The organism is Pseudoalteromonas sp. 2CM28B, from assembly GCF_023161935.1.
Genome location: NZ_JALNTH010000021.1, coordinates 1 through 25,067, shown reverse-complemented (window position 1 = coordinate 25,067; position 25,067 = coordinate 1). Strand labels below are relative to the sequence as shown.

Annotated in this window: 26 protein-coding genes; 9 read left to right on the top strand and 17 right to left on the bottom strand. The window is 40.5% G+C overall.

What is annotated here, in order from left to right; translation table 11 throughout:
• Window positions 1-95 precede the first annotated feature (95 nt).
• From MTN96_RS22590 to MTN96_RS22520, 15 genes are all read right to left on the bottom strand, one after another.
• Entirely contained in the window at window positions 96-929 is an 834-nt protein-coding gene (locus tag MTN96_RS22590) for a flagellin domain-containing protein (RefSeq protein WP_248532810.1), read from the bottom strand.
• 517 nt (window positions 930-1,446) lie between these two features.
• Window positions 1,447-2,268, bottom strand: a complete 822-nt coding sequence (locus MTN96_RS22585; RefSeq protein WP_248532809.1) for a flagellin domain-containing protein — start codon at window positions 2,266-2,268, stop codon at window positions 1,447-1,449.
• Window positions 2,269-2,543: 275 nt separating this feature from the next.
• Window positions 2,544-3,803 carry a flagellar hook-associated protein FlgL gene (flgL, locus tag MTN96_RS22580; RefSeq protein ID WP_248532808.1) on the bottom strand — a complete coding sequence of 420 codons (1,260 nt, stop codon included), beginning with the start codon at window positions 3,801-3,803 and terminating at the stop codon, window positions 2,544-2,546.
• A 2-nt stretch (window positions 3,804-3,805) separates the two neighbouring features.
• Window positions 3,806-5,818 (bottom strand): flagellar hook-associated protein FlgK, encoded by a 2,013-nt coding sequence (gene flgK / locus MTN96_RS22575; protein ID WP_248532807.1) that lies wholly within the window; start codon window positions 5,816-5,818, stop codon window positions 3,806-3,808.
• Between the two features lies 1 nt (window position 5,819).
• Window positions 5,820-6,815 carry a flagellar assembly peptidoglycan hydrolase FlgJ gene (gene flgJ / locus MTN96_RS22570; RefSeq protein WP_248532806.1) on the bottom strand — a complete coding sequence of 332 codons (996 nt, stop codon included), beginning with the start codon at window positions 6,813-6,815 and terminating at the stop codon, window positions 5,820-5,822.
• A 251-nt stretch (window positions 6,816-7,066) separates the two neighbouring features.
• Window positions 7,067-8,161, bottom strand: a complete 1,095-nt coding sequence (locus tag MTN96_RS22565) for a flagellar basal body P-ring protein FlgI (protein WP_028833974.1) — start codon at window positions 8,159-8,161, stop codon at window positions 7,067-7,069.
• Between the two features lie 12 nt (window positions 8,162-8,173).
• Entirely contained in the window at window positions 8,174-8,857 is a 684-nt protein-coding gene (flgH, locus tag MTN96_RS22560; RefSeq protein ID WP_013465588.1) for a flagellar basal body L-ring protein FlgH, read from the bottom strand.
• A gap of 14 nt (window positions 8,858-8,871) precedes the next feature.
• Entirely contained in the window at window positions 8,872-9,660 is a 789-nt protein-coding gene (gene flgG, locus MTN96_RS22555; protein ID WP_010387879.1) for a flagellar basal-body rod protein FlgG, read from the bottom strand.
• 21 nt (window positions 9,661-9,681) lie between these two features.
• Window positions 9,682-10,425: a flagellar basal body rod protein FlgF gene (locus MTN96_RS22550; RefSeq protein WP_013465590.1), complete on the bottom strand. Its 744-nt coding sequence runs from the start codon at window positions 10,423-10,425 to the stop codon at window positions 9,682-9,684.
• Window positions 10,426-10,559: 134 nt separating this feature from the next.
• Entirely contained in the window at window positions 10,560-11,882 is a 1,323-nt protein-coding gene (gene flgE / locus MTN96_RS22545) for a flagellar hook protein FlgE (protein WP_036981703.1), read from the bottom strand.
• 59 nt (window positions 11,883-11,941) lie between these two features.
• The gene (locus MTN96_RS22540; RefSeq protein WP_036981702.1) at window positions 11,942-12,619 is read right to left on the bottom strand and encodes a flagellar hook assembly protein FlgD; all 678 of its coding nucleotides are present in this window, start codon (window positions 12,617-12,619) and stop codon (window positions 11,942-11,944) included.
• 13 nt (window positions 12,620-12,632) lie between these two features.
• The gene (gene flgC / locus MTN96_RS22535; RefSeq protein ID WP_013465593.1) at window positions 12,633-13,064 is read right to left on the bottom strand and encodes a flagellar basal body rod protein FlgC; all 432 of its coding nucleotides are present in this window, start codon (window positions 13,062-13,064) and stop codon (window positions 12,633-12,635) included.
• Between the two features lie 2 nt (window positions 13,065-13,066).
• The gene (flgB, locus tag MTN96_RS22530) at window positions 13,067-13,477 is read right to left on the bottom strand and encodes a flagellar basal body rod protein FlgB (RefSeq protein WP_010387869.1); all 411 of its coding nucleotides are present in this window, start codon (window positions 13,475-13,477) and stop codon (window positions 13,067-13,069) included.
• A gap of 129 nt (window positions 13,478-13,606) precedes the next feature.
• Complete coding sequence (locus MTN96_RS22525) at window positions 13,607-14,437, bottom strand: protein-glutamate O-methyltransferase CheR (protein WP_138626804.1); 831 nt, start codon at window positions 14,435-14,437, stop codon at window positions 13,607-13,609.
• 20 nt (window positions 14,438-14,457) lie between these two features.
• Window positions 14,458-15,390 (bottom strand): chemotaxis protein, encoded by a 933-nt coding sequence (locus MTN96_RS22520; protein ID WP_033104116.1) that lies wholly within the window; start codon window positions 15,388-15,390, stop codon window positions 14,458-14,460.
• A 138-nt stretch (window positions 15,391-15,528) separates the two neighbouring features.
• Here MTN96_RS22520 and flgA point away from each other — a divergent pair, with 138 nt between their 5' ends.
• The 3 genes from flgA (at window position 15,529) to flgN (ending at window position 17,056) form a co-directional block, all read left to right on the top strand.
• Window positions 15,529-16,236 carry a flagellar basal body P-ring formation chaperone FlgA gene (gene flgA / locus MTN96_RS22515; protein ID WP_036981695.1) on the top strand — a complete coding sequence of 236 codons (708 nt, stop codon included), beginning with the start codon at window positions 15,529-15,531 and terminating at the stop codon, window positions 16,234-16,236.
• A 75-nt stretch (window positions 16,237-16,311) separates the two neighbouring features.
• The gene (gene flgM, locus MTN96_RS22510) at window positions 16,312-16,632 is read left to right on the top strand and encodes a flagellar biosynthesis anti-sigma factor FlgM (protein WP_036983407.1); all 321 of its coding nucleotides are present in this window, start codon (window positions 16,312-16,314) and stop codon (window positions 16,630-16,632) included.
• On the top strand, window positions 16,625-17,056 hold the full coding sequence (gene flgN, locus MTN96_RS22505) for a flagellar export chaperone FlgN (RefSeq protein WP_036983406.1): 432 nt from the start codon (window positions 16,625-16,627) through the stop codon (window positions 17,054-17,056). Before flgM ends, flgN begins: the two co-directional genes overlap by 8 nt.
• 73 nt (window positions 17,057-17,129) lie before the next feature.
• Here flgN and MTN96_RS22500 read toward each other — a convergent pair whose 3' ends face one another.
• The gene (locus MTN96_RS22500) at window positions 17,130-17,588 is read right to left on the bottom strand and encodes an LPP20 family lipoprotein (protein WP_010387855.1); all 459 of its coding nucleotides are present in this window, start codon (window positions 17,586-17,588) and stop codon (window positions 17,130-17,132) included.
• A 139-nt stretch (window positions 17,589-17,727) separates the two neighbouring features.
• Here MTN96_RS22500 and MTN96_RS22495 point away from each other — a divergent pair, with 139 nt between their 5' ends.
• Window positions 17,728-18,915: a flagellar assembly protein T N-terminal domain-containing protein gene (locus MTN96_RS22495; RefSeq protein WP_248532805.1), complete on the top strand. Its 1,188-nt coding sequence runs from the start codon at window positions 17,728-17,730 to the stop codon at window positions 18,913-18,915.
• A gap of 14 nt (window positions 18,916-18,929) precedes the next feature.
• Here MTN96_RS22495 and MTN96_RS22490 read toward each other — a convergent pair whose 3' ends face one another.
• Complete coding sequence (locus MTN96_RS22490; RefSeq protein WP_248532804.1) at window positions 18,930-19,829, bottom strand: LysR substrate-binding domain-containing protein; 900 nt, start codon at window positions 19,827-19,829, stop codon at window positions 18,930-18,932.
• Between the two features lie 114 nt (window positions 19,830-19,943).
• On the opposite strand from MTN96_RS22490, the gene MTN96_RS22485 reads away from it, so the two are divergent.
• From MTN96_RS22485 to MTN96_RS22465, 5 genes are all read left to right on the top strand, one after another.
• Complete coding sequence (locus MTN96_RS22485; RefSeq protein ID WP_069438729.1) at window positions 19,944-20,672, top strand: glutathione peroxidase; 729 nt, start codon at window positions 19,944-19,946, stop codon at window positions 20,670-20,672.
• Window positions 20,673-20,726: 54 nt separating this feature from the next.
• The gene (locus tag MTN96_RS22480) at window positions 20,727-22,175 is read left to right on the top strand and encodes a dihydrolipoyl dehydrogenase (protein ID WP_248532803.1); all 1,449 of its coding nucleotides are present in this window, start codon (window positions 20,727-20,729) and stop codon (window positions 22,173-22,175) included.
• 133 nt (window positions 22,176-22,308) lie between these two features.
• Window positions 22,309-23,241, top strand: coding sequence for an exopolyphosphatase (locus tag MTN96_RS22475; protein WP_069438731.1), 933 nt, complete (start codon window positions 22,309-22,311; stop codon window positions 23,239-23,241).
• Window positions 23,242-23,571: 330 nt separating this feature from the next.
• Window positions 23,572-23,913, top strand: a complete 342-nt coding sequence (locus tag MTN96_RS22470) for a hypothetical protein (RefSeq protein WP_069438732.1) — start codon at window positions 23,572-23,574, stop codon at window positions 23,911-23,913.
• A 411-nt stretch (window positions 23,914-24,324) separates the two neighbouring features.
• On the top strand, window positions 24,325-25,067 hold a 743-nt coding region (locus MTN96_RS22465; RefSeq protein ID WP_248532802.1), incomplete at its 3' end, for a transposase.

The window sequence follows — 25,067 nt, the reverse complement described above, 5'->3', positions numbered from 1 at the left end:
AAACAACAAAAGGAGATGAACAAAGTCATCTCCTTTTTTAAATTACTAATACAGACTTTGGGTATTAGTTAGCTACTAAGCCATACTTTTCACTATTAACCTAATAGACTAAGTGCCGCTTGTGGCAACTGGTTTGCTTGCGCTAGGATTGACGTACCTGCCTGTTGCAAGATTTGGTTTTTCGTCATTTGCGCTGTCTCGGTGGCAAAATCAGTATCTTGAATACGACTGCGTGAAGCAGAAACGTTTTCTTGAATATTAGCTAAATTACTAATGGTATGACTAAACCGATTTTGCACCGCACCTAAATCAGCTCTTTGCTCATCTACTGTTTTAATCGCTTCATCAATTGCGGCAATAGCCAATTGAGACTTTGGTTCATCTGTAATATCTAATGCATTTATTTTTAATGTTGTACTACCTAATGCATCTGCTGACATATCTGCAATAGCAAATGAAATTACTTCATCAGCATTAGCACCCACTTGGAATTTAGTGCTAGTAAAACTGCCCTCTAATAAAGATATATCACCGAAAGCTGTTTTTTCGGCTATGCGCGTTACCTCTAACCCCAATGCAACAACTTCTTTTTGCAGTGATGCTCTGTCGTCATCTGAGTTTGAACCATTCGCTGATTGCAATGCTAGCTCACGCATTCGCTGCAAAATATTAGTCGTTTCATTCATTGCGCCTTCGGCTGTTTGCGCAATTGATATACCGTCGTTAGCGTTACGTTGTGCCACAGCAAGGCCATTTACTTGTGAGGTTAAACGGTTGGCAATTTGTAGGCCGGCCGCATCATCTTTTGCACTATTGATGCGCATTCCTGACGCTAAACGCTCCATTGATGTGGCTAAGCCTTGGCTTGATTTATTTAGATTACGCTGAGCGTTTAATGAAGATACATTTGTATTTACTGTTAAGGCCATGATAAAACTCCTGATTACTTTCGTAATATTGCTTGTTTAATTTAACCAAGAGCTGTTACAAATTTTTCTGCTCAGCTCCGTACTGATTAAGTTAACGGCAGGGCAGAAATTATCTTTAGCTTTTTTTTAAAAAAAGTGTGTTTAATTGAAGAGGATGAATTTAATTATCTGATTTTAAATGTTTTTATTTTTAAATTCTTTTAATTTTCTCTGTACATCTTGGTGTTTAAATTGATTTAGATATTAATTACCACAGAAAAATAAGAGGCGCTGCGCTACACTGATAAGTGAAATGTTTAGTTATGAAGGACTACTATATCACATCATGCTTTTCCGTAGATGCTGATTTTGTCACACACTTCTTGTATCGTAGGACAATATTGAAAAGCCCCAAGTAAATTTCCACCTACATATAGTGATAACCTTCACATGTGCTTTTGCTTTTTCACTACGTAATAAAAAAGCGCAACCCGTGCGCTTTTTGTATACTTTTTATTGTGCAAGAGCGACGTTTTAATTAACCACCTAACAAGCTAATTGCGGCTTGTGGTATCTGGTTCGCTTGCGACAAGATTGACGTACCCGCCTGTTGCAAAATTTGGTTTTTCGTCATGGCAGCTGTTTCAGTGGCAAAGTCAGTATCTTGAATACGGCTACGAGAAGCAGACACATTTTCTTGAATATTTGCAAGGTTACTGATTGTATGACTAAAACGGTTCTGCACTGCACCTAAATCTGCACGTTGATCATCAATGGTTTTAATTGCTGCATCAATATCACCAATCGCGTTCTGAGATCCCACAGCAGTACTTACATCGACCCCAACAACACCAATATCCGTAGCGTCAAACCCACCTAAAGTTACATCAATAGTCTCATTTGCATTAGCTCCTACTTGGAACTCTTTAGTACCATATGTTCCATCTAATAGCTTTTGCCCACCGAACGAGGTTGTATCAGAAATTCGGGTTGGCTCTTCTTGTAAGGCTGCTACTTCTTTTTGTAGTGATGCACGATCATCATCTGAATTTGAACCATTCGCTGATTGCAGTGATAACTCGCGCATACGTTGTAGAATATTAGTAGATTCTTGCAATGCTCCTTCGGCTGTTTGTGCCATTGAAATACCATCGTTTGCGTTACGCTGAGCAACAGCTAAACCATTAATTTGTGAGGTTAAGCGGTTTGAAATTTGTAGGCCTGCTGCATCATCTTTAGCGCTATTAATACGCATGCCTGAGGCTAAACGCTCCATTGACGTTGCTAGGCCTTCGCCAGATTTAGTTAAGTTACGTTGTGCGTTTAATGACGACACATTAGTATTTACTGTTAATGCCATTTTACCATCTCCTAGGTTTAAACAGAGTGTGGTTCAACACGTTTTAACAGGAACCACTATTCGATAATTTCTAATTACTAGAAAAGCATTTACTGTGCCAACTTTAAAATAAATATAACCACATGTTTTTAATGTATTTTCTATTGGAATATTAAACGTTAATAATAAGTTATCTGGTTAGCTGGAGTGACGACAATTAATTGCCGCTATTTTGAGGGAGGTTTTTGCCGCTTTGTATTCACTAAAGCGGCAAGGTATTTCTGCTTATAATCTGTTTATAAGTAATCAAATAAAGAGAGGTTTGTTAACCGGCCAAACGTAGCTTGTGACGCTTGCAGTGCGGTTTCTTGTTGAGTGAGTTCACTAATGGCTTCTGCCATGTCTACCTCTACTAAATCAGAAAGGTTACTTTTGTTTTGAATATTTTGTGCAAGGTTAGAGTCGCTAACTCTTTCAAGTGCATTCATGCGCCCACCTAAACTTGCTTGGGTAAACACAACTTGCTCGCTGGCATTTTGTAATTGCACCACGCCATCGTTTAGTACTTGCTGAAAATCATCCCCCGTAAGCGTGCCATTATTTAAACCTGTAATTAAACCTTGTAGCGTATTAAGTACGTTTTCTTTGTGGGGTTTTTCTAGGCTAAAATCGAGCTGCTGCCCAGGTGCTGCGCCGGTTAGCTGAATTTTCATTCCGGCAAACTCTATTGGCTCGTCGGTTACATTTCCGCTAACTGGTGGTATTTGCGCTACTCCATCACGTAAAATTTCATACTGATCCGGATCGCCAGGGTTAGCACCCGCAGTAACCACTACATTAAAAGTATTGGCTGTGGCTGACACTAATGGGTCTGGATCAGGGTTATATTGCTCTTTATGAAACTGATCGAAAACACCTTGTTTATCTACATAAACAGAACCCGTAAGCGTACTTGATGCATCGCCTGTGTTAGATGCTACATCGAGGCGTGCATTGGTTTTTTCAAAGGTGTCGTAGCCGTTGTCGCTAGATTTAATCGACACACCTTCGGCAATAGTAATTTTATGCTGGCCTTGATCGCCTTGGTAATTGTACTTGCCGCTAGCGGCATCAAACTGATACGGTTGCGTGCTGTCTTGGTAGCCTGAAAATATGTATTTACCGTCTTCGGAACGGGTGTTCATTAAATTAGCTAACGTTTTTTGTATTTCGGTTAGCTCCGACGCTAACGACTTTAAGTCGTCTTTACTGTATGCGCCATTACCTGCTTTTAAGGCAATATCTTTAGCTGCTTGAATACTTTCGTTAATACCTTGCAGTACGCTTTCTTCGGTTTTGAGTCGGCCATTGAGCTGGTTAATGTTTTTTGTATACTGTTCATTACTTTGTATTTTATTGGTATACAGCATAGCTTGCGATATATCGGCAGGCGCTTCTGAGGTAGATAAATACTTTTGCCTGGTATTTACTCGCTCTTGTGCGTTTGCTACGCCATTTTGATTTTGTAGTATTTTATTAATGCTGTTTTGATACATTAAGTTATTTGATAAACGCATAATTACCTCGCCGCACTCAATAAGGTGTCAAAAATAGAACGTGCAGCAGAAAGCACCTGAGCTGAAGCTGCGTAAGATTGTTGAAAGCGCAGCAAATTAGCTGCTTCTTCGTCAAGGTTTACCCCAGATAACGACTCGTACCATGCTTCTGACTGCTGTGCGAGTGCGTCGAATGCTGCGCCGTTTGTTTTAGCTTGGCCTGTTACCACGCCAATGTCGGTTACTAATCCGGCATACGCTTGGTTAAACGTTTTATGGTTATCGGCATCTGAGCTTGAAACAACATTTTGGCGCACTAAGTCACCGTTTTGTAACTCGGCTAATTTTAAGCCATTGCGGTTATCGTCAAAGCCGCCTTTGTTAAACTCTAACGTAAAGCTATCGCCTGTGGCTGGCGAGCCTTCAATATCAAAGTCAAAACCATAACCGTCATAAGGAGCACCAAGGCCTGCCAAAACATTTTTACCTGGTGGTGCAATAGTAATTGGCACATTGGCGCCGTTTCCATCGCTAATTAAGTAATCATTTGTACCCGCGGCTTTAACAATGGTTATATTTCCATTAGCGAGTGCAGGAGGAGTGGTAGTTGTAAAGCCACCAGCGGTAACACTACTCACACTGCCAGCAGAAATAGCGCCGCTACCGGTGTTATTTATGTCATCGGCGGTGCGTATTGGCGATGCTAACGCTAGGTCTTCACCGCGACCAGTGGCGAGGGTAATATTAGCTGCTGCTTCTGAATTGAGCTTAATTTGAAATTTATCGCCTTCATTTCCTACACCAGCCATAGTTAACTGCAAGCCAAATAAATCAACACCAGGGTTATTTGCCGAGTTAATTTCGCCGCCGACAAATGTTGCTGTTGTAGCAGCGCCTAATGGCTCACCTTTATTATCTACTGGCTGAATACTCACTTCGTTTGGGTTTGCGGTATAAGTCACAATAAAATCACTGGCAGGTAAATTACTGCCTTTGCCAGGCTCTACTGTTGCACTAACCCCTGCACCACCGGTATTAGCTTGATAGGCAAAGCCTTTTGCCGTAGGTATATTGAATATATCGCCACCCAATTTACCGTTAGCATCCATTCCCAAGTGATTTTGCTGATTAAATGCATCAGCTAACGCTAAACCCATTTGGCCTATTTGATTTTGCGCAGGTACTAAAATATCGTCTCTGAAGGCAAGTAAACCACCTATTTTGCCTTTTAATTTACTGGCATCAACTTCAAGCGGCACAGCTTTGCCGCCATTTACATCTAAGCGCAGTTCTTTAAAGTTTGGATCCGGGTCGCCGCGCATCGAAAACAAGTTAAACGAGCCGTTTTGCATTACAACGGCTTCACCGCTGCCCATAAACACTTGTTTTTCACCATTGGGGCCATCGAGTGTTTCTATATCAATCAGCTCAGATAAATCGCGAATTGCTTTATCACGCTCATTGTAAGCTGAGCTCGCATCGGCTTCATTCCTGGTACCATGAACACCCGCAATTTCTTGATTCAGCGAACTAATACTTTCAATAAGCGTATTAGCCTCTTCAGAAAAGATTTCTAATTGCTCATTAACAACCGCTTTTTGCTCAGAAACAATACCTGCAAGTCGGTCCATTTGATCAACTAAATTTTGTGCATCACTCATCACTAATGAACGAGCAACTGTTGAGGAAGGTTGATTAAGCGCTTCTTGCACGTTATTAAACATTGAGTTGATACTAGTTGATAGGCTATTTGATTTTTCTGAAAAAATTTGATCAACCCGACTCGCTTCACTAACGAATTGATCAAAAAAACTTTTATTTGAAGTATCTCGATTTAATTGCTTTTGCGCAAACTCATTCAATAACCGGTACGTTTGACCACGGCCCACCTGATTATCAATCATGGTGGTAAATTCGGTGCGCTCACGTACATACCCTTCGGTATTAACATTTGAGATGTTTTTACTTGTCGTTTGCAATAACTCAGAGTTTGCTCTTATTCCTGAATTTGCAATATTTAATAAATTAAACGACATGTTACTCTACTCCTTGGCGGATCACGCTTGTGGCGATATTCTTCAATTCGTTACTGTTTAACACCCTTTTTATTTTGTCAGCATAATTAGGGTCGGTTGCATAACCGGCTTGCTGTAAAGAGTCTAAGAACTTATGCGGCTTTGCCGTATTGTTTAATGCATCTTGATAGCGCGGGTTTTGTGTTAAAAAATCTACAAAATCATTCACGCTATCTTTTATCGAATCATACGCTCTAAAGCTTGCTTGCTTTTTAACTGCAGCACCTTGCTCAAACTCTAAAGTGACCTTACTGGCCTTTTCACCCTGCCAACTTTTATCTGACTTAATATTGAATAAGTTGTTTGAGCTATGACCATCACCTTTACTAATAATATGTTTACCCCAACCAGTTTCTAATGCTGCTTGCGCAACCATAACCGCCGGATTTAAACCAATTTTTTTAGCCGCTTTTTTTGCGTGTTCCCACACGGTGCTTACAAATTCCTCAGCATTTTCAAATGTCTTAGGCGCTGTGTTTTGTTCGCTTTTTTCAGTTGAATCAACGAGCGGTGCTTTTTCAATGACCTTTTGGTTTTCTTGATGAGGTAAGGTGCTACCCGCACGTTGGTCACTAAAGAAATCAGACGTTGTACGAAGAACAGAGCCTGGCATAAAGTTTTTTCCATCTGGCGATAGTTGCTGCACAATTAAATCTGCAAGTCCCAAAGAGCCATTTGATGAAAGCTCTGTGGCCATTTGTTGGTCGTGCATTTCTTCAAAAAATTTCACGCCGCTAGCATTAAACGGGCTTTCTTTATCTTCAAAAGCCTCATTAGCTTTACGCATACTTTTAAGCAGCATTTGGGTGAAAATAGCTTCAAATTGTGCCGCTGCTTTTTTTAACGCCGCTTTAGATGCATCGGTTGATGCATCACCGCTGTTTAAAGCATCTCGACGCAAAGAGTCTAAGTTGCCTAAATCAAAAAAGTTTTGCTTATCTAGATGATTTGTTTCCATCAGCTTTTTGACACAATAATTAATAATTCTTAGTTAAATGCAATAATTGAGCCAAGTGAAGTGAAAGGTTCTAGGTTCTAGGTTCTAAGTTCTAAGTTCTAAGTTCTAGGCAGAAATTAAACTAAGTGAGAGACGCGAGGTAAACTCGCTGCTACTTATTGTGTAGGTTTATATTGCTGAGGTAGCAGCGGCTTTATGCCGCGTCTTTTTTTAGGTTAACTGTTAAAGACCCTAAATAGGGTCTTATAAAACTAAATTACAACAAGCTGACCATTTATGGCGCCGGCTTCTTTAAGTGCTTCAAGAATCGCCATTAAATCACCAGGAGCAGCGCCAACTTCATTAATTGCGCGAACTAAATCATCAAGACTCACACCAGGATCAAATACAAAAGCGCGTGAATCATCTTGATTAACATCAATAATACTTTGCTGTGTAACCACGGTTTCGCCTTCTGCTAACGGGTTTGGCTGCGCCACATTTTGTTGCTCAGCAATCGTGACTGTTAAACCACCATGGGTAATTGCCGCAGGTTGTAATTTTACATTTTTGCCTATAACGATGGTGCCGGTACGCGAATTAACAATTATTTTTGCCGAAGTATCCGCAGGCTTAAATTCTAAGTTTTCAAGAGTTGATAAATAAGATACGCGCTGCGAGGCATCTCGTGGCGCAACAACCCGAATAGAGGCGGCATCGAGTGCTTGTGCGCTATTTGGGCCGATTAAATCATTAATGGTTTTCTCTAAACGTTTTGCGGTTGTAAAGTCAGGACGGTTTAAATTAAAGGTAATATAATCGTTTTGCATAAATGGGCTTTTAACGGCACGTTCAACCGTGGCACCGTTTGGCACACGCCCTACGGTTGGCGTATTAATCACGACTCGGCTACCATCTAGGCCTTCAGCACCTAAGCCACCTACAATTAAGCTCCCTTGTGCAATAGCGTATACATTACCATCAACCCCTTTTAAAAATGTTTGTAATAACGTACCGCCACGTAAGCTTCCCGCACTACCAATTGATGACACAGTAATATCTATAGTTTGCCCTGGCTTTCTAAATGGGGGGAGTTCAGCATGAACCGCGACTGCTGCAACATTTTTAATTTTTGGCTTTAAACTCGCAGGTAATGTAATACCAAAACTATTAAGCATGCCTTTAAAACTTTGCTCGGTAAAACGGCTTTGCTCTCCGGTACCTGGTAAACCAACAACCAATCCATAGCCCACTAATTGGTTTGAGCGCACCCCTTCGACCATAGACACATCTTTAATTCGCTCAGCACTGGCAGTAAATTGCCAGCCTAGTAGCACCATAAAACAAAAAACTTTAAAACCATTCATGTTGAATGTCCTCTAAAAGGGAAACAATGAGCTACTAAAGAAACGCGTTAACCAACCCGGGCTTTGTGCCTCTTGAGTTTGACCCTTACCTGAATACTGAATACGCGCATTCGCAATACGATTAGACTCAACGGTATTATCAGCATTAACATCTTGTGGACGCACTAACCCCTCTAAGCGAATAAATTCTTCACCGGTATTTAGCGTTAGCCATTTTTCACCACGAATCACTAAATTACCATTTGGTAATACTCGCATCACGTTAACCGAAATATCGCCAACTAGGCTGTTTGATTGATTTGATTTTGAGTCACCTTTAAACGACGCATCACTACCAACCCCAAATTGAATACTATCGCCACCAATATTAACCGGTAAACCACCTAAACCAATAACAGGATCGAGGCTAGCATCTGTTTGTTTATCTGTTTCTGTTTTAGCCGCTTTTGTGGCTTGGGTTGACTCTTGCAATTTAACAGTAATGATATCGCCTGTTCTAAGTGCTTTTTTATCGGCATATAAGTCATTCGATAACTGAGTACTGAATAAAGAGCCAGTTGCTACCACTGGCTCCATATTAGGCTCAGGATACATAGGTGCATAGTAGGGATCGTCCTGCACTACTTCATTATTTTGTGTAGATACACAACCGCTTAACAGTAAAGTCCCTACTGCAAATAACATAATATTACGCATACAATCCCCCAAAACTATAATTGTTGATTGATGTAGCTCATCATTTCATCAACCGCTGAAATTACCTTTGAGTTCATTTCGTAAACTCGCTGAGTTTCAATCAAATTAACCAACTCTTCGGTCACATTTACATTTGATGTTTCAAGTGAACCTTGAATAATTGTACCTAGGCCCTCAACCCCCGGATTACCTTGAACAGGCGCACCACTTACCGCAGTTTCGGTATAAAGGTTTTGCCCTATAGGCTCAAGGCCCGACGGATTAATAAAATCACTAATCGTGATCTGACCAATAACCACGTTTTCGGCCTGACCTTTAACGCGAACTGACACTTCACCGTCTTGAGATACGGTGATCGACTGTGCATCGTCAGGTACATTCATTTCAGGCTGAACAACATAACCAGCACCCGAGGTTACAACACGCCCATCACCGTCGGTGGTAAACTGGCCGTTACGCGAATAAGCAATATTGCCATCCGGTTGCAATACTTCAAAAAAGCCAGGACCTGAAATCATCCAATCTAATGAATTTTCAGTGGTGAGCATATTACCTTGCGAAAAGTTTTTTTGGTTAGCCACCACCTTAGTACCCGCACCAAGCATTAAACCTGACGGCATTTCGGTATCTTGTGATGAACGACCGCCTGGTTGATTAATATTTTGGTAAAGCAAGTCTTCAAAAATAGCGCGGCTTTTTTTGTAACCCACTGTACTGGCGTTCGCTAAGTTATTTGATATAACCGATATATCAGTTTGTTGAGCGTCAAGCCCTGTTTTACTTATCCATAATGCTGGATTCATAATAATATCCTCACGTTAAAGTTAAACGATGCGCATCAGCTGTTCTTGACGTTCGTCAATCTCTTCAGCTGTTTTCATCAGTTTTACTTGTAATTCAAATTGGCGTTGATGACTGATCATATCGACCATTTCATGCACAGGATTTACATTCGATTTTTCTAATGTGCCACCTAATACTTGTACATTGGCTGATGTTTCAACTATTTGGCCTGGTTTAGCTCTAAATAAGCCATCGTTACCCTTTTCGAGCGTGGCGTTGTTTGCATCAACCACTTTTAGCCGATCAACTTCTTCTAAAAAGTTAGCCGGTGCACCTTGAGGGCGAACTTGAATAGTGCCATCTTTGCTAAATTCAATTTTTTCAATCGGTACCGGTAATATGACGGGCCCACCTTCGCCAATAACTTGACGACCGTCGCTGGTAGTTAACATACCTTCAGCCGTTATATTTAACGAACCCACTTTTGTGTAGGCTTCATTACCAGAGGCATCCTGAACACTCAGCCATGCGTTATCACTCATAGCAATATCAAGGCTACGGCCTGTTTCGACAACACCGCCCGATGTCATGTTTGATCCTGGGCGCTCCTGCATAGCAAAAACACGAGTCGGCAAACCTTCACCGAAAGCCTGCATTGATCGTGCTTGCGCAAAATCAGATTTAAACCCAGTGGTATTCGCATTTGCCAAATTATTGGCTTTAAGAGCAAGCCCTTGCATGCTTTGTTTAGCGCCAGATGCCGCTATGTAGACCATTTTATCCATAACATCGACTCATTAAGAAATCTATGTATGAGTAAATGCAATATAAGTGCCAAATTAAATTTAAGTGTGAATAAGATTTTAGAAGAGGAATAAAAAAAGGCTGCACTAAGCAGCCTTAGTAAATCAAAACATGATTATCTGATCTGAAGGATGTTTTGTTGAATAGTTGAGTTAACCTCAAGCGCACGAGAGTTTGCTTGGAAGTTACGCTGCGCACTAATCAAATCAACCAGCTCATTGGTTAAGTTTACGTTAGACTGCTCAAGAGCTGACGAGTTAATGTTGCCTAGTGTGCCTGAACCTGGCTCACCCGCTATTGGCTCGCCCGAGGTTAAACTTTTTTTCCATGAAGTATCACCTACTTGCTGCAAACCTTGTGAGTTTGAAAAGCGCACCATGGCAACTTGACCTAAGTAAGTTGAATCGCCATTACTGTAAGATGCAACAACTTTTCCATCTGTACCAATATCAATACCCGCTAAGCGACCTACTGTCGCACCATCTTGCTCTAGTGCTTTCACCTCAAAGCGACTCGCATATTGAGTAGGCGTTTTATTTGCAGTACCGGCCTCATCGCGCCAATTAATCGCAATATCATCAAATTGGGCGCCATTAGATAAAATACCCGATAAATTAGCTCCGGTTAAATTAACATCAGTAAAGGTTGGACCAACATTTGGAGCACCATTAGTCGTTGCAGGCAAACCGCTAGCATCAAACCCAAAGGTACTTAGCGCGCTTGGTGTTGCTGTCGCGGCACCAGTTGCATCAAAGGGAGTTTTATCAAGCGTACCATGTACTTGCCATTCATTAGGCGCTGTTTTTACAAAAAAGAATTGTAGAACATGTGGCTCACCAAGTGAGTCATACATTGTGGTCGATGTCGAAGAGTTATAAGTAGTACTGTCTGTTGCATCAAAAGGGACAGCTATTACATCTTCTCGAGAATCGACGTTAAATGATGTATAAACGTTTGAAGTAGAGCGCGGAGAGCCCGAAGAATCTGGTATTTGTAAAGCAGATGAAGTACTAAGACTTACAGAGGTCGTATCACCACTAACTTCATCAACTGGGAAGCTTTGTAAAAAATTACCTTTAGCATCTACAACAAAGTTATCTTTGTTAAGCTTAAATGCACCCGCACGCGTGTAGGTAAAATCTTGTGCGCCTAAGTCTTGACTGGTAGCAAAATACCCCTCACCTGTGATCGCTAAATCCAGTGAATTATTAGTAAACTGCAGCGAGCCCTGATGAAACTGCTGGGCAACCATAGTGGTTTGTACACCATCACCATTTTTTGTTTTACCGGCGCTAAATACTGATGATGCGTATACATCAGCAAATTCAGCGCGAGACTCTTTAAAGCCCGTGGTATTTACGTTGGCAATATTATTGGCGGTAACATCTAAATCTTTTTGTGCGGCAGCAAGGCCTGTTAATGCAATATTGAAGCTCATAATTAACCTCTAACCTAGAAAATATTTAGCCTATTGGCTAAAAAAATACATAAAATCTATTACGCGATTTCTGCGACATCAGTCAGCCTAACCGCACCTTCTTTTGTGTTAATAATAATGCCGCTTGAGCCATTAATATTAACACTCTCAATATTTTTGAATGAGGCAATTGGTAAGCTAGAAAATTCGCCATCCGTACTGCCTTCAGCTTTAACCTCGTATTCACCAGGAGGAAGTCGTTCACCCGCTTCGTTTTTACCATCCCATGCAAAGCGAACCGCACCTGCAGGCTGCGTGCCTAAATCAATAGTTTTAACTAATTGCCCGGATGCATCTTCAATACGAAGCGTTAAATTGTCTACCGGCTTTTCAGCAACAATCGCTCCCTTTACCTCACCCGACTCATTAAGCTCAAGTGTGTCAGACTCCAGCAGCGCTTGCTTACCAACCAATGTTGATGCTTGCAATGCTGAATTTGATGTCATCGACGCAGCTAAAGACTCAAAGTTAGAGTTTAAATTTGAGATCCCTTCAGCCATAGTAAAGTTTGTCATTTGTGCAATCATCTGATCGTTATCAGCTGGTTTGCTGGGATCTTGATATGACAACTGCTGTGTTAACAACGAAAAGAAATCTTCTTGGGTTAACGCATCACTCTCTTCTTTTTTTGGCACTTGCTTATCTTGCCAACGTAAAGAGTCCATATAGGATGAAGAAGTACTAATATCGTTACTCATGAGCTACCCTCAGTTACCGCTGACCTAACAGCAGTGTTTTACTTAACATTTGCTTAGCTGCATCAGCAACTTGAACATTTGTCTGATAAGAGCGAGAAGCAGAAATCATATTTGCCATCTCCTCAACAACATTCACGTTGGGTTTGTAAATATATCCATTTTCATCCGCACTCGGGTGATTTGGGTTATATTCGATTTGTAGTGGTTTATTACTTTCAACCACTCCTAACACTTTTACACCAACGGCAGAGCCCTGTGGGTTGCTTGCTGACGCTGACGCTTTTGTAAGCTCCGCAGCAAATACAGGTTGTCGCGCTCGGTACGTCTCATTTTGCGAAGAGCTAATTGTATTGGCGTTAGAGATATTACTTGCCGTGGTATTTAATCGCACGTTTTGCGCGCTCATACCTGAACCAGCAATATCAAACACATTATATAAACTCATAATTAGGCTCCTTGACTACCGAGGGCTTTTTTCAGGCCTTTAAATTTACCATTAAGAAACTGGACACTGGCCTGATACTCCATAGCATTCTGTGTATACAAGTTCCGTTCCACTTGTATATCAACAGAGTTACCATCACCTGTATCTGTTTGATTTGGCGTACGAAATAGTTCATTACCACCTACACTACGAGTACCACCGGCAATGTGTTTTTCATTGGTTCTTACCATGGTATTGCCGCTTAGTTGGTTGGACTTTGCCGTTTTTAATGCTGAGGCAAAGTCGATATCTTTTGCTTTATAGCCGGGCGTATCAGCATTTGCGATATTAGTAGCGAGCATTTCTGCTCTTTGCGAACGGATCAACATCGCATGCGGATGCACGCCTAATGCTTTATCAAAACTGATAGCCATAACTACCTCCAAAAAATTGACTCAGTACCGATAAAGCAATAAATGAGCCAGCAGTGAAAATAGTGATAATAAAAACAAAAAACGACGCAATGGGCGTCGTTTAGAGGAGGGATAATATATTTATGAAGGTCATTTCTTTTGGTAAATGATACCAGGGTTACAACGCACCATATCAAAGTCAGTACTTAAACCAGACATAGACTCCGACGCACCTAAAAATAAGTACCCCTTAGGGTTAAGTGCTTGAGAGAATTTTGCAATTATTTTGGCTTTCACCTCAGGTGAAAAGTAAATTAAAACATTACGGCAAAATATAATATCGAACTTACCCATTAAGGCGTACGAATCGAGCAAATTTAAATGCCTAAAGCTCACTTGCTTTTTCAATGAATCAACCACTTGTGCCATGCCATTGCCGCTGTCTTTAAAAAACTTTTTACGGCGCTGTGCAGAGAGTCCGCGAGACAATGCCAATGCGTCATATTCAGCATGTTTACATATATCAAGCATGGTATTTGATATATCTGTACCAATTATTTGTGCACCCATTTTTAAAACACCAGGGCTGCTGGATTGAAACTCAGCAACCGACATCGCTATTGAGTAGGGTTCTTGTCCTGATGAGCTCGCCGCAGACCATATTTTTAATGGCCTATTTAACGTTTTAAACTCAGGGAATAATCTGGTTTTAAGTAACTCAAACGGATACTGATCTCTAAACCACAATGTCTCATTGGTTGTCATGGCATCAACAACGGCTGCGCGCAGCTGGCGCTCATGTACACCTAGCGTTTTACTTACCAGTTCAGATAACGAATCAACATTAAATCGAGACATTAATGGTGCCAAACGACTCTTTACTAAATACTGCTTATTTTCACCTAAAACAATACCGCACTGTTGTTCTAAAAATAAGCGAAATTGATCGTATTCATTTTGCTGTAAATCTTTATTAGTCAAATCAATAACACCTATGTTTATTAATCACGATGAACCCATTTATTAACGGCTGTTGCAAGCTCGTCTGGGTTAAATTTTGCAATAAAATCATCTGCTCCTACTTTTTCAATCATCGCTTGATTAAAAACACCACTCAATGATGTGTGTAAAATCACATGTAGTGGCGCGAGCTTAGGATTAGCTTTGATTTCTGCAGTCAGCGTATAACCATCCATTTCTGGCATTTCTACATCAGAAATCAGTAGCCCTACTCGCTCTGTAATATCATTTACGCAATCGAGCTCTGCAATTTCTTTTAATCTTATTAAAGCTTCTTTACCATTTTTAGCCAACTCAGTTGTTACACCTAATGGTTCCAATGCTCGTTTTACTTGATTTCGCGCAACAGCCGAATCATCAGCAATAAATACTATTCTCTCGCCTAAATCTTTTTGTATAGTGCCTTGCGAGGCAACATCATCACTTACCGTAGTATTAACTGGGCAAATTTCGTTTAAGATTTTTTCTACGTCGAGTATTTCTACCAACTCATTTTCAATTTCAGTGACGGCTGTTAAATAAGAATAACGCCCTGCTCCTGATGGCGGTGGCATTATTTTTTCCCAGTTCATATTAACAATTCGCTCAACACCACCAACTAAAAAACCCTGCACTGTGCGGTTATATTCTGCAATAATAATAAAACTGTCTTCAATGTTTTTAATGGGCCGCCCGCCTACAGCCATCGATAAATCAATCACTGAAATAGTTTGGCCTCGAATGTGTGCTACACCACGAATATAAGCATTAGATTTTGGCATGCTGGTTAATGGAGGGCATTGAAGAACTTCTCTTACTTTGAACACATTAATGCCAAAGCGCTGACGCCCATTAAGCTTAAATAACAATAACTCCAAGCGGTTTTGCCCAACCAACTGTGTACGTTGGTTTACTGAGTCTAAAATGCTGGCCATTTAAATCTCCTAAGAAAACAAATATAAGGAACGATAATTGCTTTCAATTAATAAAGCGTCATAACACAACGGGGGCGTCTAAATTCTGACGCAAAATATTTATACCCTGTTTGCAACCATAAGCATAGTCGAAACATTATGAGTTTATTAAAAAAAACCAGAAGATACAGTGTTTTTTATTTTCTTGCTAGCCTCTGCTTCACTTTGCCACTAAAGGCTCAAGTATTTAGTAAAGAATCGCTACAAGAAATGGCTGTTTCTTATGTTGCTCAAAAAGCAGTAGCTACAAATGATAACAAAATACAGTTCAGTGCATTACCGTTAGATAGCCGCATACCTGATCGCCATTGTAACTCAGAACTAGCGCTAGCAACCCCAAGTGAGCCCCCATTTAATCGTCAGGTCACCATTCAGATAAAATGCAACGATAATGAGAACTGGGCACAATACGTGCACGTTAGAATCACTGAATCAGCACCGGTTGTAGTTGCAACTACTAATTTAGCACGAGGTGAAGTGATTACTCCATCCCATTTAAGTATTGATATGCGCCCTGTGCACTTTATACGTGTTCAGTATCTTGATGACCCTGCACTACTTATTGGTAGCCGCAGCAAACGTAATATTCGTGAAGGTATGCCAGTACTACTTAATCAAATTTGTATGGTTTGCAAAGGCGACTCTGTCAACATTTTTGCCAACATTAAAGGGTTAAGAGTAAAAACCACGGGTGTTGCATTAGAGGATGGCACCTTGGGTGAGCAAGTACGAGTAGAAAACAAAAAGACAGGTAAAGTTTTAAATGCGCGTGTAGATGGTGTAGAGTCAGTTCAGGTAAATATTTAATATAAATTTATGCTAAAGTATCTTTAATAAATGCCGATATAAAGGCATCAGTTGGGTAATAAATGGGCTTTTATTATGGTCGGTCAAGTAAATAAATCAAATCAACAACCGAGTGTTTTAACAAACACTCAACAGCAAAAAGTTGATTTAAAAAGAGATAATGCAAATACACAGGCTGCACAAACGCCTTCACCTAAAGCTGCAAGCGATTCTGTGAGCTTAACACCGCAAGCTAAGCAATTAAAATCGTTACAAGAGAAAGCGCAGCAGTCTTCTGATTTTGACAGTAACAAAGTTGCTGAGCTTAAAAAAGCGATTACTGAAGGCAAGTATCAAATAGACAGTGAGAAACTTGCCAAAAATTTAGCAGACTTCGAGTTTAATGTTTATGGCTGATCACAATAGTTTAATTACGATTAAACTAAACGAACAAATAAATTGTTTAACAACCTTGAGTGAGCTTCTTACTCAAGAGCTTAATGCTATTGCCTCACGTAGAGGCGAAGGCTTAAAAGAAATTGCCCAACAAAAAATGTCTTTTTTAACCAGTATAAGCACCCTTGATAAAGAACTCAGCAAACTAATTGCCAGTAATGATCAGCAAACAGATGAAAACGCTGACTTAATAAAGCTAACTCGAGAAAAGCTTGAGCAGTGTCAAAAACAAAATGAAGTTAACGCTCACGCAGCGCACCAGGCACAGTTAAGTGTTAAGCAACTGAAAGGTATTTTAATTGGTGCACCTTCGTCTATGACCTACGATCAAGCTGGTAGCGTAGTAAATACCGATAACAGCATTGTGCGGAACCTAAAAGCCTAAAAAAGAATACCCATAAAAAAACGCCTAAACGATAATTCGTTTAAGCGTTTTTTTATGGGTAATAATTTGTCGCTCAGTAATAAGTCACTTTTTTCACTTCACGTGGCTTTATCTCACCTATGTACAAGTCGTGAACGCGTTTCATATTAAGTTCAAGCTCAGTTATATACATATCATTTACGGCATATGTTTTTATAATTTGTGCGCCTTTAATAATACCTTGTACCTTGCTTTGTAAATAATCATCTTGGGCAACAGAGCCTGCGACGGTTGTGCCTGCGGTAATTTTTTGCCCGTACACTTGTTCCGTTAGTTCGCGGTATGCTTCTAGCTTGGAGGCTTTAATTGCCATAAGCTGTTTTTGAGTGTCATTACTTCCCGACTGCAAACTAATGGGCGCGTACCCTATTGCTTTTAATACAGGGTAATTATTTGGCTCAACATATTTATATTCAACGTGCTTATCAAATATATTGCTACAACCGCTTAACGTTAAGCAGCCTAATGTGATCATTAATGGCATTACTCGCATCATACAGGGCCTTTAAAAACTAATTAAACTCAGTTATGCACGTTTAATGCCAGTGATACCTATATTCTGTAACAACAAATAATAGTGGTACATTACTTGCTGAGATTCATTAACGCTAACGTTTAATTGGAGTAAGAGTATGAAGTCGTTTTTAAAAGCAGTATTGGCAGGATTAAGCACCACTGCTGTATTAACGTTTTCACCTTTTACCCACGCTCAGTGGTATGAGTCTACAGGCCATGCCGTTATTCAAAATAGCGACATTCCAGGTGCAAAGGCCGCTGCAATAAAAGATGCGATTACCCAAGCCCTTGTATTCTCTGGTGCACGGGTGAGCTCGGTGCAAACACTTGTTGATGGTGTTTTAACCCAAGATCAGCTAAAAATAAGTAGCCAAGGCGAAATTCAAAAAATAGAGCTCGTTAGCGAAAACCGCAGCAATGATGAATTTGCGATTACCTTACGCCTAGATATTTTTGCACAAACCGAGCAATGCCCGCAAAGCAACTTCAATAAATTTATAGCTGTGACGCAAAGTCAATTAACAAATCGTGAACAAGCGAGAATGGGTCAAATATTTGACATTAACAAAGCAGTCAGTAAAAACATTTATACCTCGTTGCAAAAATCAAAAATGAGTGCAATACCCGTTGCCTATTTCAACAAAGCTATAAAGGTTGATACCTACTTTAATCAACAGCATGACTATTCAAACAGTCAGTTAGAAGAAATTTCATCACGCAGCAATGCGCAATATGTGCTGTTAAGTCAAATAACCAGTTTATCTACCAGCGATAAAATCAATAGCGACTATGCGTTTTGGCAAGATGAAAGCTATCAGCGCCACTACCAAATAGAGTTTAGCTTATTTAATGGCACCACTTACGAGCCGTTATGGCAAAATAGCTATCAAAGCCAAGCAATTTGGCCATTTGAAAAAACAGCCATTATTGATGTAAATAGTAATCGGTTTTGGCAATCACCTTTTGGCCAAAGCATTAGTGATATAAACCAAACCTTAAGTTACGACCTACAAGCAGCCATGGCCTGTCTACCTACTCAAGGTAAAATAATGCATATGGAAAACAATAAATTAGTGATTAATTTAGGTAAGGCTCATGGCTTAGAAAAAGGCCAACTACTGAGTATTGCCCATCATAATTATTTAACCGACGCACAAGGCAACACTATGCCGCATACCATCACTACACTTAACCGTATACGAATTGAGCAGCTTTATCAGCACAGCGCTATTGCCGTCAGTATTAATGATCAGCCTTTGCCGGGCGTACAAATTAATGACATTGTAGAGATTGCCGAGCAATAGCCGCATGTAAAATGCTAAAGCGCCTCGCTTAGTTTAGCCTTTAAATTAGAGTGGGCGCTTAACCACTGAGCCAATTGCTCAACCCCAGATAAGTGCGGGTAATGCTTTCTACATGCAAATACAATATTACGTTGTTGATTAGGAAAAATAGGCAAATAATGAATACCCACTCGTGGTATTGCTGCAAGTTTTGGCACAAACGTAACACCATCATCCATCGCCACCAGCGCCAATAAAGTCTCAAGGCTATTTCCTTGATACTGGCTGGAAACATCTACCCCTGCCGAAAAACAAAACTGCTGGGCTTGATCTTTAAAGCAATGGCCATCACTTAACATTAATAGGTTGCAACCTTGCAGGTCTTGCAGTGCCACTTTTTTATGCTTACACAATGCGTTATCGCTTGATACGGCAACTAAAAAGTCTTCTTTATATAAATCAATGGTATGGTAACTTTTAAGTTCAGGTACATCCGCTAAAATTGCAAAGTCGACTTCACCACTTTCTAACGCAGCTAAAATAGTGGTTGTTTGCATTTCAATAAACGAAAACTGGCTATTTATAAACGCTGCTTTCATTGATGTTAGTAGCGTAGGTAATAAATACGGCGCAATCGTTGGAATAATACCAATGGTTAGCTTACCCTGCAGTGGTTCATTAGATGTTGCTGCCAGCTCTTTTAATATTTGTATTTGCTCTAAAACGACAGCTATTTGTGTCAATAAACGTTCACCTTTGGCAGTTAAGGTAACGTGCTTGGTAGAGCGGTCAAAAATAATAACGCCTAATTCTTGTTCCAGCTTTTTAATTTGCCCACTTAAGGTAGGCTGGCTTACAAAGCAGGCATCGGCCGCTTTACGAAAATGCTTATAGTGGGCAACCGCTTTGATATACTCTAAATCTTTTAAGTTCATATTTACACTCAACCTGATAGCTTATACCTATCAGTTTAATACAAACAAACGATTGGAACTATATTTAATTGTTCGCCATAATGGCTATCAACAAATCAAGAGGAACTAAAAAACATGTTAAACAATATTGAAGGTCAAACAATCCCAAACGTAACATTCGCAACGCGTCAAAACGACGAATGGAAATCAGTGACTACAGACGACATTTTTAAAGGTAAAACGGTTGTTGTGTTTTCACTACCTGGTGCATTTACACCAACGTGTTCATCAACTCACCTACCGCGCTACAACGAGTTAGCCGGTGTATTTAAACAAAATGGCGTTGATGACATTGTTTGTGTATCAGTAAACGATACCTTTGTAATGAACGCATGGGCTGAACATCAAGAAGCGCAAAACATTACTTTATTACCAGACGGTAACGGCGAATTTACTGACGGCATGGGTATGCTAGTTGATAAAAACGATTTAGGTTTTGGTAAGCGCAGCTGGAGATACTCTATGCTGGTTAAAGATGGCGTAATAGAGAAGATGTTTATTGAGCCAGATTTACCAGGCGACCCGTTTGAAGTATCTGACGCTGACACTATGCTTGATTACATCAACCCAACTCAAGTAAAACCAGAAGCAGTTACTCTATTTACTAAGCCTGGCTGTCCTTTCTGTAAAAAAGCAAAAGAGCTACTTACAGCTAAAGGCTTTGCTTTTGAAGAAATTGTAATGGGCGCTGGCGCATCACTTACCAGCCTTAAAGCGGTATCGGGCCGTGAAACCGTACCACAAGTATTTATTGGCGGTAAGCACATTGGTGGCTCAGACGACCTAGAAAAATACTTTGCTTAATTAAGTAAATAAAACAGGGGCTGCAACGCCCCTGTTTATTAAAGGAAAAACACTATGAAAGAATTGCAAACCGACGTTGTTGTTATAGGTGCAGGTACCGCTGGTTTAAGTGCCTACCGTAATGCTAAACAATTTACTCAAAACGTACTTATGATTGAATCTGGCCCATACGGTACAACCTGCGCACGTGTTGGTTGCATGCCAAGTAAATTATTGATTGCAGCAGCAGAAGCCGCGCACTCAATAGAAATGGCGCCTGCCTTTGGAGTTCACAGCTCAAAACCGGTAATTGACGGTAAAGCCGTTATGGCACGAGTAAAAAGTGAGCGCGATCGCTTTGCAGGATTCGTAGTAGAAGCCGTAGATGAAATACCTAGCGAAGATAAAATTCGTGGCTATGCACAGTTTTTAGACGCCAACCGCGTGCAAATAGACGACCACACCATTATTACTGCCAAACGCTTTGTAATTGCAACGGGTTCACGCCCATCTTACCCTGGCGTATTTAATAACTTTGGCGACCAACTGATTATAAATGACGATGTATTCGACTGGGATGATTTACCAGAATCAGTAGCCGTATTTGGCCCTGGCGTTATAGGCCTTGAAATTGGCCAAGCGTTGCACAGATTAGGAGTAAAGGTAAAACTATTTGGCGTAGGTGGTGCTATAGGCCCATTAACCGACCCCGTGGTTAAAGATTACGCTAACACCGTATTTGCAGAAGAATTTTATGTTGATACCGACTCAAACGTATCAGACATGAAAAAAGTAGGTGATAAAGCCCAGCTCACCTACACCGACAAGCAAGGTGTTAAACATACTGAGCAGTTTGACTATGTACTGGCTGCAACCGGGCGAGTACCAAACACCGATAAGCTAGGGTTAGAAAACACCGGCATAGAGCTTGATGAACGTGGCGTACCACTCGCTGATGCCCACACTATGCAATGTGGCGACTCTCACATATTTATTGCCGGCGATGCCAGTAACATGATCCCACTGCTTCACGAAGCATCCGATCAAGGCACTATCGCAGGGCAAAACGCAGGCCGCTACCCTCAAGTGCGTGCTGGTTTACGTAGAGCTAAAATTGCCGCTGTGTTTAGCGACCCACAAATAGCCATGGTTGGTGAAAGCTTTAAAGAAATTAGCCAACGATTAGGAAGCTGTGATTGCTTTGAAATAGGCGAAGTTAGCTTTGAAAACCAAGGTCGCAGCCGCGTTATGCTAAAGAACAAAGGGCACATGCGCGTATATGCCGAGCACGGTACCGGTTTATTTTTAGGTGCTGAATTTATAGGCCCACAAGCAGAGCACATTGCTCACTTACTTGCATGGGCTGTACAAAACAAAATGACTGTACCACAAATGCTAGATATGCCTTTTTATCACCCTGTTATTGAAGAAGGCCTGCGCACGGCACTGCGTGATTTAAACGCTAAATTAAAATTTGGCCCAGACATTCTTAACCATTGTATGGAGTGTGGCCCAGGCGCATAACACATCACTAATACACACTTGCTACTCAAAGCCAAAACCATTGTTTTGGCTTTTTTTATGTTAAAAACGGGTATATAAAATGGCGTTTAAACTGCTACACTCAGATTAATAAACAAACAAAAATGGACCGAAAATGAGCAATAATAAATATAGACTTGTCACTCGAAGCGATTTTGACGGCCTAGTGTGTGCCGTATTACTTAAAGATTTAGATTTAATCGACGATATTTTATTTGTGCATCCAAAAGACATGCAAGACGGTAAAATAGCCATTACCAGCAACGATATTACCACTAACCTCCCCTATGTTGCCGGTTGTCATATTGCATTTGATCATCACTTGAGTGAAACCGTTCGTAACGCAAGCGATATAAAAAATCACATTATTGACCCAGATGCGCCCTCTGCGGCACGCGTTGTATACGACTATTATGGCGGTGCAGAGAAATTCCCTAATATTTCAACTGACATGATGGAAGCGGTCGATAAAGGGGATTCTGCACAGTTTTCAAAAGACGAAATTTTAAACCCAACAGACTGGGTACTGATGAACTTTATTATGGATGCGCGCACAGGACTTGGCCGTTTTCGTGAATTCAAAATTTCTAATTACCAGTTAATGATGAAGTTAATTGACGCCTGTAAAGATCACAGCATAGAACAAATACTAGCAATGGAAGATGTTGCCGAGCGTGTTGCGTTATACCACGAGCACAACGCACAAGCTAAAGAGCAAATAGACCGCTGCTCATCAGTACACGACAACTTAGTGGTACTCAATTTAACCGAAGAAGAAACCATTTACGCTACTAACCGCTTCGTTATTTACGCCATGTTCCCCGAGTGTAATATCTCAATTCATAAAATGTGGGGGCTTAAAAAGCAAAACGTGGTGTACGCCATTGGTAAATCAATCACCAACCGTAGCTCAAACACCAATGTGGGCGAGTTATGCCTTAAATATGGCGGCGGCGGCCATTTAAATGCTGGCACTTGCCAAGTAGAAACCAGCAAAGCTGAAGAAGTATTGAGTGAGCTGATTGCTACAATTACCAGTGATGGCTGAGTTATAGCTTCGGGGTTCGGGGTTCGGGGTTCGGGGTTCGGGGTTCGGGGTTCGGGGTTCGGGGTTCGGGGTTCGGGGTTCGGGGTTCGGCAAAGTATTTTATAAAGCGGGCTAGTTGATAGCTCGCTTTTTTATATGAAAAATTTAATGGAGAGCTTCGTTGAGCTGTGAACCAGTCATTCAGGCGAGTCGTAATTGTCTTAGTAATAATAAAAGGATATTCTTCCCTTTTTCACATATTTAAATAAGTTCATAAAATAAGGATGTTTTCACGCTAAAATAGGAAAAGTGTCCTCAGACAAAGCTGTTATATAATAATTGGAATCTTATATGTGGATTAAAAAATTTTGGAAACCTCTTTTGTCTTTATTAGTGGTAGTAACAACGTTAGTCGTCGCCATATTTTCATATGTGAGCGTTTTTAATGGTTTATTATCCAAAAATTCCAATGACTGGGGAGCATTTGACAGTTATTTGAGCGGTACTGCTGGTGTTGTGATTGCACTGTTTGCCGTCATCTGGCTTATTTATTCGGTAAGCATCCAAAAGGAAGAAATTGAAAAACTTAAAATTGAATTAAATAAATCAGCAATAGAACAAGAGCAACAGACTGAAATTAGCGCTTTAACTGCATTAATTAGTTCTTATGGCACTTCTGCTCAGGTTACATAATTGAAGCTAAATGGTTGTAATGACGGAACTAATCATATCTCAAACAATGAATCAATTACTTCTAAAAGACCCAGTTAGAGCATGAGCTTGCAAATGTAAATGAGTATACCGCTAATCTGGAAGCAAAACTCGTACAACGTACATAGTAATACATTTTTGTCGGATGTTGTGGCTTAGCTTCGCCACTTATCCGACCCAAGTCAAAAGGTAGGTTGGTTAAGCCGAAGGCGCCACCCAACAGCCTTTCAAATTCACCTTTCATCCGCAAATGGCACAGACTGTGTGAAAACTCTGATCACCTTTTGGTCTAAGTATGTTCTGCTTATGATCTATTAATCTATACATTTAGTTCACTTAATATACTGATATTTATATAATTAGACTATTGATTCAGTTGAGGGTTGAGGCAGTATGTCAAAGTTTATAAGCGGTGAAAGTCGTGACCAATCAACGTTATTTCCAGAATCGTTGGAAGATTACGTCAGTGAAGATAATACGGTCAGAGTGATTGATGTTTTCATTGAGGAACTAAATCTAGCTGAATTGGGGTTTAAAGGATTAACTTTAAAGTCCACAGGCCGCCCTAAGTATCATCCAGCCACATTATTAAAACTGTATCTTTATGGTTACCTCAACCGTATTCAATCATCCCGCCGATTAGAAACCGAATGCCAACGCAATATTGAACTGATGTGGCTACTTGGTAAGTTGGCACCCGACTTTAAAACGATTGCTGATTTTAGAAAAGACAACGGAGATGGTATAAAAAATGTGTGCAAAACGTTTGTTGAAGTCTGCCGTCGTCTGAATATGTTTGAGAAACCAGTTGTTGCCATCGATGGTAGTAAGTTTAAAGCTAGCAACAACAAAGGCAATAATTTTACGCCAAGCAAAGTTAAATTCCACATCGACCGAGTCGAAAAGAACATTGAACGTTACCTTGAATTACTTGATGAAGCCGATAAAGAGCAAGCTAACGTCACAAAAATTAAAGCCACAAAAGATAGGCTAGCTGACTTTCGCAGCCAGTTAAAAAAACTACACGAGATTAAAGAACAAGTTGAAGCTCATCCTGACAAGCAAATATCCACTACTGATCCTGATTCACGTTTAATGAAAACTCAAGGTTTTACAAGAGTTGTGAGTTATAACGT

Bases quoted from the DNA above. Each gene is read 5' to 3' on its own strand.
- MTN96_RS22590 (WP_248532810.1), bottom strand. From the start codon at position 929: ATGGCCTTAACAGTAAATACAAATGTATCTTCATTAAACGCTCAGCGT.
- MTN96_RS22585 (WP_248532809.1), bottom strand. From the start codon at position 2,268: ATGGCATTAACAGTAAATACTAATGTGTCGTCATTAAACGCACAACGT.
- flgL (WP_248532808.1), bottom strand. From the start codon at position 3,803: ATGCGTTTATCAAATAACTTAATGTATCAAAACAGCATTAATAAAATA.
- flgK (WP_248532807.1), bottom strand. From the start codon at position 5,818: ATGTCGTTTAATTTATTAAATATTGCAAATTCAGGAATAAGAGCAAAC.
- flgJ (WP_248532806.1), bottom strand. From the start codon at position 6,815: ATGGAAACAAATCATCTAGATAAGCAAAACTTTTTTGATTTAGGCAAC.
- MTN96_RS22565 (WP_028833974.1), bottom strand. From the start codon at position 8,161: ATGAATGGTTTTAAAGTTTTTTGTTTTATGGTGCTACTAGGCTGGCAA.
- flgH (WP_013465588.1), bottom strand. From the start codon at position 8,857: ATGCGTAATATTATGTTATTTGCAGTAGGGACTTTACTGTTAAGCGGT.
- flgG (WP_010387879.1), bottom strand. From the start codon at position 9,660: ATGAATCCAGCATTATGGATAAGTAAAACAGGGCTTGACGCTCAACAA.
- MTN96_RS22550 (WP_013465590.1), bottom strand. From the start codon at position 10,425: ATGGATAAAATGGTCTACATAGCGGCATCTGGCGCTAAACAAAGCATG.
- flgE (WP_036981703.1), bottom strand. From the start codon at position 11,882: ATGAGCTTCAATATTGCATTAACAGGCCTTGCTGCCGCACAAAAAGAT.
- MTN96_RS22540 (WP_036981702.1), bottom strand. From the start codon at position 12,619: ATGAGTAACGATATTAGTACTTCTTCATCCTATATGGACTCTTTACGT.
- flgC (WP_013465593.1), bottom strand. From the start codon at position 13,064: ATGAGTTTATATAATGTGTTTGATATTGCTGGTTCAGGTATGAGCGCG.
- flgB (WP_010387869.1), bottom strand. From the start codon at position 13,477: ATGGCTATCAGTTTTGATAAAGCATTAGGCGTGCATCCGCATGCGATG.
- MTN96_RS22520 (WP_033104116.1), bottom strand. From the start codon at position 15,390: ATGGCCAGCATTTTAGACTCAGTAAACCAACGTACACAGTTGGTTGGG.
- flgA (WP_036981695.1), top strand. From the start codon at position 15,529: ATGAGTTTATTAAAAAAAACCAGAAGATACAGTGTTTTTTATTTTCTT.
- flgM (WP_036983407.1), top strand. From the start codon at position 16,312: ATGGTCGGTCAAGTAAATAAATCAAATCAACAACCGAGTGTTTTAACA.
- flgN (WP_036983406.1), top strand. From the start codon at position 16,625: ATGGCTGATCACAATAGTTTAATTACGATTAAACTAAACGAACAAATA.
- MTN96_RS22500 (WP_010387855.1), bottom strand. From the start codon at position 17,588: ATGCGAGTAATGCCATTAATGATCACATTAGGCTGCTTAACGTTAAGC.
- MTN96_RS22495 (WP_248532805.1), top strand. From the start codon at position 17,728: ATGAAGTCGTTTTTAAAAGCAGTATTGGCAGGATTAAGCACCACTGCT.
- MTN96_RS22490 (WP_248532804.1), bottom strand. From the start codon at position 19,829: ATGAACTTAAAAGATTTAGAGTATATCAAAGCGGTTGCCCACTATAAG.
- MTN96_RS22485 (WP_069438729.1), top strand. From the start codon at position 19,944: ATGTTAAACAATATTGAAGGTCAAACAATCCCAAACGTAACATTCGCA.
- MTN96_RS22480 (WP_248532803.1), top strand. From the start codon at position 20,727: ATGAAAGAATTGCAAACCGACGTTGTTGTTATAGGTGCAGGTACCGCT.
- MTN96_RS22475 (WP_069438731.1), top strand. From the start codon at position 22,309: ATGAGCAATAATAAATATAGACTTGTCACTCGAAGCGATTTTGACGGC.
- MTN96_RS22470 (WP_069438732.1), top strand. From the start codon at position 23,572: ATGTGGATTAAAAAATTTTGGAAACCTCTTTTGTCTTTATTAGTGGTA.